Genomic DNA, 6,575 nt, shown 5'->3' on the forward strand with positions numbered 1-6,575 from the left:
GGAGCACCCCACATAAGCCGCAGCTCACCAACCCGACCAACGCTGTCGGAAACAGCAACCCCCAACGCCACCCGCAGGTTCGTACCACAACTGCGCTACCCCAAAGCTACGTTGCCGTATTGTTCGGCACCGGCCAAAACGTAGCTCCGGTCGTTGTACGTGCGTAGCCGGAACTCCCCACGGTCATAGCTAACATGAGCAACCGCGGCGTTACCGATGGACGCGCTGTTCATCGGCATCCCCAAACTAGCAAGCCACAGCCAGATAACCGCACCGTGGCTAACCAACAACACGTTCTGCTGGTTCGTCGCCGCCGCCCGCTGCGCGATAATGCCCGCCGTATCGTTGAACCGGCGCTGAATCGCCGCCACGTTTTCCGTGCCCGCCACGCCATGGTGCAAGTTCACAATGTGGGACAGCTCGGCCACCTGGTCAACCGTGAAGTCGGGCACACCGAACCGGTCCGTACTCTTTGTCAGTTCAATCATCGCGGCCGCACGTTGCGCCTCGGAGCGACCCTCAAACATACCAAAACTTTGCTCGCGCAAGCCGAACCACTTATGTACCTGCAAGCGCTGGCGGCCAGCCGTTAACGCTAGGTTCGCGGTCTCCACTGCCCGGTGCAAATTGCTACTATAGGCAGCGTCAAAGTTGATGCCAGCTTCCGCCAAACCACGGCCTAGCGCCATGGCGTCGCTCACGCCACTACTCGTTAATTGTGAATCGACAATTCCCTGAACAATTCCGCGAACGTTATATTCCGTCTGCCCGTGCCGGGCAACCCAAAGTTCAACCATGAAGACCACTCCTTCCAAATAACCACTAACTAGTGGTAATTAGTTATCCTAATCTTGCCACAGCCAGCTTGCATTCGCTATTCGTGAGCGCTTTCTTAAACCTTTTACAGTAATTTTGGTACAGCCCAATCAAAGTAATTAACCCTCCAAGCACAATATATGTTATATTCAGCATATATTATATATGTGCCACACGAAAGGAAGCTTCACAGTGAATTATGGCGTTCTTGCACTCACATTTATCAGCGTTAACCTTGATTTCTTTGTCATGCTACTGTTCCTGCTCCGCCGTTACCGCACCGGTGCAGTCATGACCGGATACGTTCTGGGCACCCTCATATTGCTGCTAGCCAGTTACGTAGCGGGGGCGGCCCTACACCAATTTTTGCCTGAGTGGGTACTCGGCCTACTCGGCTTTCTCCCCATCTACTTGGCCTTCCGGTCGGACGATGACGACGATGGCGCCCACGAAGCTGCAAATCCCGTTTGGGCGGTGCTCATCACTTACCTGTCCGTGTGTGCGGGTTGCAACCTGTCCATATTTTTACCGGTACTGGTGGGCAAAACGCTCACCGAATTTATGATGACCGCCCTCTTTATTGGTATCCTCAGCGCACTCGCCGTTTTATTCGTGCGCGGTGTCGGGCGGATTGCCGGCGTCCGTCAATTTCTCGAACGGTATGGAGAGACTACCATGCGGGTCTGCTACATCCTCATCGGCCTGTACGTTTTTTGGGATAGTGGTCTCATCCACCAGGTGCTATCATTAATTTAATTAGCAAAGGGGGATGCCAATGGACAATCAAGACGCATTACTACACGAAGCGGTGAAAATCTACCGGGTACTCAGTAATATTCACCGCATAAAAATACTGTACTTTCTCGAAACCCAGACGGCGGACGTCTCCACCATCGTTGCGCACCTAGGCCTTAGCCAGCCGCAAGTATCGCACCAGCTAGCCATTTTGTTCGACTATCAGCTAGTGTCTAAGAACAAAGTCGGCCAGCACGTGTACTACCGGCTAGATGACCCCCACATTCTTGAGGTCATCAACGCCACTTTGGGTCACGTCCAGCACGAAATTACCGGAGCCCCACATCCACAACCAAAACAGCAGTGACACCTACCCGCACCAACCGGTAGGACGTCACTGCTGTTTTACTTTGATTGTTTAACTAGCCCCATGTGGCTCCAAGCGGCGTTGCAGGAAGCCCAGCACGAGGTCGGCGATTATCGCCATCAGTGCGGTGGGCAGGGCCCCGGCGAGAATAATGGCACCGCCGTTGGTGGCGTTCGTTCCACGAATAATGATGTCCCCCAGCCCACCAGCCCCCACAAAGGCACCGATAGCCGTGATACCAATGGCCACCACCAGGGCGTTACGAATGCCCGCCATGATGACGGATAAGGCCAGCGGGATCTCCACCATGTACAGGCGTTGCCAGCTGGTCATGCCCATGCCGGTCGCCGCATCGACAAGATTTGGGTCCACGTTGACCATCCCCGTATACGTGTTCTTAATAATGGGTAGGAGCGAATATAGAAACACGGTTACCACAACCGTCGTGACGCCCAACCCCAGTGCCAGCATGATTATCGATAGCATCGCCAGCGACGGAATGGTTTGGATAACGTTGGCCACACCAATCACCGCGCTGCCCAGGCGCCGCTTCTTTGCAATCATCAACCCCACCGGGATGCCAATCAACGCGGCCAGGAGCACCCCGTACCCCGCAATCATAAAGTGGCGGGCAAACTGCCCCAGCACGTACGCGCCGTTATTCTCTAAGTAGTACCAAAACTGTTGCCAAGTATTCATTTCAGCCATAGTTACTCACCCCCACGGAAGTAGTGATGCCGGGATAAAAAGCGTTCCGCCACCACGGCAGGTTCCAGCAGCTGGTCATCAACCTCGTAGTTGAGCTGTTGCATAGTCCGAACATTAATCTGCCCGTCCAAACGGTGCAACAACGCTTTGAGCTTGGGGTGCGCCTTCAGCAAACTATCATTCACCACCATGGAGCAGTCATACGGTGGAAAGAATTGCCGGTCATCACGTAACACGGTGAGGTCGTAACTACGAATCCGTCCATCCGTTGAATAACCAAGGACGGTCTGCATCTTCCCCGCCGCAACCGCATCGTATACCAGACCGATTTGCATGGGGTAAACACGCTGAAAGTCAAAGCCGTACGTCTTGACGAAGTCCTGATACCCGTCACCTTTGCGGTTCATCCACGAGCTGTCGACACCAGCATTCATTTTGCCGGCCACCCGCTGCAAATCCGACACCTTTTTTAGGTGATCGCGCGCAGCGGTCTGCTTGCTGACCATGAACGCGTACGTGTTCGCAAAGCCGTAGCTCGGAAACCACGTCTGGTTATAGCGGTCCTTAAACTCCCGTTGTACCGTGCGTAACGCTTGGACGGGGTCCTTCTGCGGTTCCTTCATCAACGTCCCCGTAAGGTCCGTGCCGGTATAACGCGAGGCCGCAATGTCCGCATCACCACGAATTAACGCCTGGTGGACCACGGTGGTTGAACCGAGGTTACCCACAATTTCCGTTTTGTAATCCAATTCGTGATTGATTAGCTCGGCCACCATGTTGGCCATAATCTGTGACTCCGTGGAACTCATCGCCGCAATCCGGATTGTTGGCTGCCCTGCCGTCGTGATCCCCGAACCAGCACAGCCGGCTAGCAGCAGACAACCGCATACCAACAACAATAATTGACGCCACAACTTACGCATCGCCATCACCCCCTTAGTTCCGGAGACTGACGGGCGTCAGCCTCCGCTCTAACCGTCCCAACAGGAAATCCACCAACAGGGCCAGCAGGGTGACCGGAATTGTACCGCCAATAATCAGCTCCGGTTGGAATAAGTTTAACCCATTGAATATCAGGTCACCCAGACCACCCGCACCGATGTAGGATGCCAAAGTGGCCCACGCAATCACGTAAACGGCAGACAGCCGAATGCCAGCCATCACTACGGGCAACGCCATGGGCAGTTCCACCTGACCGATCGACTGCATGGTCGTCATCCCCATCCCGCGCGCAACGTCTTTGATTACCGGGCTCACGTCCTCCATCCCGATATACGTGTTCCGCAGAATGGGTAGCAATGAGTACACAAAGAGGGCCACGATGGCGGGCACCTTCCCAATGCCGAACAGCGGTATCATAAGCGCCAGCAAAGCCAGCGACGGGACGGTTTGCAACATGCTGGCCACCGCAATCACCACTTTGGCCGTCCGGGGAAAGCGGGTCAGCAGGATGCCCAACGGGACGGCCACCAACACGCCTAATCCCAGAGCAATGGCGGAAATATATAGTTGTTCCCAAGTCTTGAGCAGCAGTTCCGACCAGTGTGTAGCCAGGAAGTTAATCATCGCCATCACCGTCCTCCCCCGCCGCTTTGCCCCAAATGGTGTCGTACACGAGGTCGACCAAAGCCGTACGGGTAATGATTCCGCGGAGCCGGTGCTGATCATCCACCACGGGCACGTACTTCAGCCCACGCTTCAATATCCGGTCGATGGTGTCCCGGAGCAAGGCGTCTTCCCGCACAGCAAACACCTTGGTGTCCATGATATCGGCTACGCTTGTGGCTCGCCGATAGTGGGTATCCAGTGCCGCGAGGTCAAGAATACCCTTAAGGTGACCCCCATCATCCGTCACCAGCAACGTGTCCACACGTTTGTCGCGCATTAACTTGATGGCATCGTCCAGGGACTGGCCTGGCTGCGTAGTCACGGGCTGCCCCAGCATGATTGCGCCCACGGTGGTGACGTCGGCTCGAGCTTGCAATAAGCGGTCCTCACCAATAAAATCACGCACGAATTGATTGGCCGGATGCGTCACTAACTCGGCCGGAGTGGCCGCCTGCACGATATGGCCACCATCCATCACTACCACTTTGGTCGCCAGCTTCAACGCTTCATCAATATCGTGGGTGACAAAGACGATGGTCTTACCCAGTGACTGTTGCAGGTTCTGCACCAGATCCTGGAGGCTTTCGCGGGTGATGGGATCCAGGGCACCAAACGGTTCGTCCATCAGGATCAAATCCTGATTAGCCGCGAGGGCCCGCACCACACCAATCCGTTGTTGCTGACCACCAGACAATTGGCTTGGGTAACGGTCCAAGAAGTCCAGAGGTAACTCCACGAGGCGCATCAGTTCCTCCGCCTTTTTGCGACGCCGCTCGTCTGGCCACTTCAGTAGCTTGGGCACGATGGTGATGTTTTCGTAAATCGTCATGTGTGGCATCAAGCCAATATTCTGAATCACGTAGCCAATCTTCCGCCGGAGTTGCACGGGTTCCTGACCGTGAATATCCTGCCCGTTGAACATGATTTGGCCGGTAGTCGGCTCCAACATACGGTTAATCATCCGCATCGTGGTGGTCTTGCCGGACCCCGAGGTGCCGATAAAACAAACAAAGTCGCCGGGGTAAATCGAGAGGCTGACCTGTTCTACCGCAACGGTACCGCCAGAATAAACTTTGCTTACGTCCTGAAATTCAACCATTGGTCGTTCATTAGCCATAACGCACCCCCATATAGACTTATTTAAACAATTAGCTTAATTTAATTGTATTATGGCCAGGTTGCTAATGGAAGCGCATTCGTTCAAAATTAGTTAAATACGGTTAATTGTTAGTGCATCCGACCACATACCGTTCAAACAAACGGTACGGAGTGACTGACGATAGCCAAGCGGTGCCTTAATCAGAGTGGCTGCCGTTTAAACGCAAAAAATTCATACCCATACTGCGCGCAATCGTGGTCAGAGCTGTGGTATAGTCTTGGCAAAGGACGGAGGACACCGACATGGGCAAATACGCAAACCTAGATGAATACTTGGCCGCAATCGAGCCGGTCACACACGCAGACCAATTGGCGGCGGTACTAAAACAACTGCAGGAAAATCACCCAGGTATGGAGTTACGCATCGCGTGGAACCAGCCGATGCTGACCGACCACGGTACGTTTATCATGGGGCTCAGTGTAGCGCGTAACCACTTCAGCGTTGCAGTGGAGGCACCCATCTTTGCAGACCTACAGCCGGACATCAGCGCGGCGGGGTACAAAACCACCACCAAACTGTTCCAAATTCCGTGGGACCAGCCCGTCAACTACGCGCTGCTGGACGATGCCATCGATGCCAGCCGCAAGCTGAAGGCCGACACTACGTCGTTCTGGCTATAGATAATGAAGGCTAAAAAAGCGCTGGAACCGTTAAGTTCCAGCGCTTTTTGTATATAATCGGTTGTCATTGTGGCCGCCGGTTGCGGCGCGGTTCGTGGTTCCGGTGAGGCGGCCCTGGTCGTGACCGGCTACTAGCCTCACGCTCCCGCACATCCCGTGGTGTCGTGGCCGCCGGTTGCGGCGCGGTTCGCGGTTCCGGTGGGACGGCCCTGGTCGTGACCGGCTACTAGCCTCACGCTCCCGCACGTCCCGTGCTACCGCGAAACTTTGAACTCGAGCAAAGACCACTCGATTTCAAAGTTTTGATTCTGTACGGCAAACTGCCAGTACGTGCTAACGCACTACTGGCAGTAATTTCTACAGAACAAGGGCTTGCAGCCGTCACGACCAGGGCCGCCCCACCTCCACCACAAACCACGCCGCAACCTACAATGCGCTTAGTGACAACATAACGGTCTACACATGACACTGGTGAATGATTACAATTGTTGGAATCGGAGACGTGTGGATCGTGTCTGGAGACGTAGATGCCACGGTAGCGGGAGGCCGCGTCGGTCGGACC

The 6,575-nt window shown here is 54.8% G+C and carries 8 protein-coding genes; 3 read left to right on the plus strand and 5 right to left on the minus strand.

The genetic code is table 11. The features are described 5' to 3' along the window. Positions 1-95: 95 nt before the first annotated feature. Positions 96-797, minus strand: a complete 702-nt coding sequence (locus LPA02S_RS10210; protein WP_054651480.1) for a histidine phosphatase family protein — start codon at positions 795-797, stop codon at positions 96-98. A gap of 211 nt (positions 798-1,008) precedes the next feature. Here LPA02S_RS10210 and LPA02S_RS10215 point away from each other — a divergent pair, with 211 nt between their 5' ends. Both LPA02S_RS10215 and LPA02S_RS10220 read left to right on the plus strand, forming a co-directional pair. Beyond that, positions 1,009-1,572, plus strand: coding sequence for a cadmium resistance transporter (locus LPA02S_RS10215; protein ID WP_056956669.1), 564 nt, complete (start codon positions 1,009-1,011; stop codon positions 1,570-1,572). Between the two features lie 19 nt (positions 1,573-1,591). After that, a complete protein-coding gene (locus LPA02S_RS10220; protein WP_056956670.1) occupies positions 1,592-1,918 on the plus strand; it encodes an ArsR/SmtB family transcription factor in 327 nt (108 codons plus the stop codon). A gap of 51 nt (positions 1,919-1,969) precedes the next feature. Here the strand turns inward: LPA02S_RS10220 and LPA02S_RS10225 are convergent, their stop codons facing one another. The 4 genes from LPA02S_RS10225 to LPA02S_RS10240 are packed head-to-tail and all read right to left on the minus strand — an operon-like array spanning position 1,970 to position 5,351. Continuing rightward, positions 1,970-2,626, minus strand: a complete 657-nt coding sequence (locus LPA02S_RS10225; protein WP_054651478.1) for an ABC transporter permease — start codon at positions 2,624-2,626, stop codon at positions 1,970-1,972. A gap of 2 nt (positions 2,627-2,628) precedes the next feature. Next, on the minus strand, positions 2,629-3,555 hold the full coding sequence (locus LPA02S_RS10230; protein ID WP_056956672.1) for an osmoprotectant ABC transporter substrate-binding protein: 927 nt from the start codon (positions 3,553-3,555) through the stop codon (positions 2,629-2,631). Between the two features lie 7 nt (positions 3,556-3,562). Beyond that, positions 3,563-4,192 (minus strand): ABC transporter permease, encoded by a 630-nt coding sequence (locus LPA02S_RS10235; RefSeq protein WP_054651486.1) that lies wholly within the window; start codon positions 4,190-4,192, stop codon positions 3,563-3,565. Beyond that, positions 4,185-5,351 carry a betaine/proline/choline family ABC transporter ATP-binding protein gene (locus LPA02S_RS10240; RefSeq protein ID WP_056956673.1) on the minus strand — a complete coding sequence of 389 codons (1,167 nt, stop codon included), beginning with the start codon at positions 5,349-5,351 and terminating at the stop codon, positions 4,185-4,187. The genes LPA02S_RS10235 and LPA02S_RS10240 overlap by 8 nt, the downstream gene beginning before the upstream one ends. 284 nt (positions 5,352-5,635) lie before the next feature. Here LPA02S_RS10240 and LPA02S_RS10245 point away from each other — a divergent pair, with 284 nt between their 5' ends. Continuing rightward, on the plus strand, positions 5,636-6,013 hold the full coding sequence (locus tag LPA02S_RS10245) for an iron chaperone (RefSeq protein ID WP_054651476.1): 378 nt from the start codon (positions 5,636-5,638) through the stop codon (positions 6,011-6,013). The last annotated feature ends 562 nt before the right edge of the window (positions 6,014-6,575 follow it).

Source organism: Lacticaseibacillus pantheris DSM 15945 = JCM 12539 = NBRC 106106 (assembly GCF_001591865.1).
Taxonomy (GTDB): Bacteria; Bacillota; Bacilli; order Lactobacillales; family Lactobacillaceae; genus Lacticaseibacillus; species Lacticaseibacillus pantheris.

What these genes read in the sequence shown, in the direction of transcription:
- LPA02S_RS10210 (WP_054651480.1), bottom strand. Translation starts at nt 797, where the DNA reads ATGGTTGAACTTTGGGTTGCCCGGCACGGGCAGACGGAATATAACGTT.
- LPA02S_RS10220 (WP_056956670.1), top strand. Translation starts at nt 1,592, where the DNA reads ATGGACAATCAAGACGCATTACTACACGAAGCGGTGAAAATCTACCGG.
- LPA02S_RS10225 (WP_054651478.1), bottom strand. Translation starts at nt 2,626, where the DNA reads ATGGCTGAAATGAATACTTGGCAACAGTTTTGGTACTACTTAGAGAAT.
- LPA02S_RS10230 (WP_056956672.1), bottom strand. Translation starts at nt 3,555, where the DNA reads ATGGCGATGCGTAAGTTGTGGCGTCAATTATTGTTGTTGGTATGCGGT.
- LPA02S_RS10235 (WP_054651486.1), bottom strand. Translation starts at nt 4,192, where the DNA reads ATGATTAACTTCCTGGCTACACACTGGTCGGAACTGCTGCTCAAGACT.
- LPA02S_RS10240 (WP_056956673.1), bottom strand. Translation starts at nt 5,351, where the DNA reads ATGGCTAATGAACGACCAATGGTTGAATTTCAGGACGTAAGCAAAGTT.
- LPA02S_RS10245 (WP_054651476.1), top strand. Translation starts at nt 5,636, where the DNA reads ATGGGCAAATACGCAAACCTAGATGAATACTTGGCCGCAATCGAGCCG.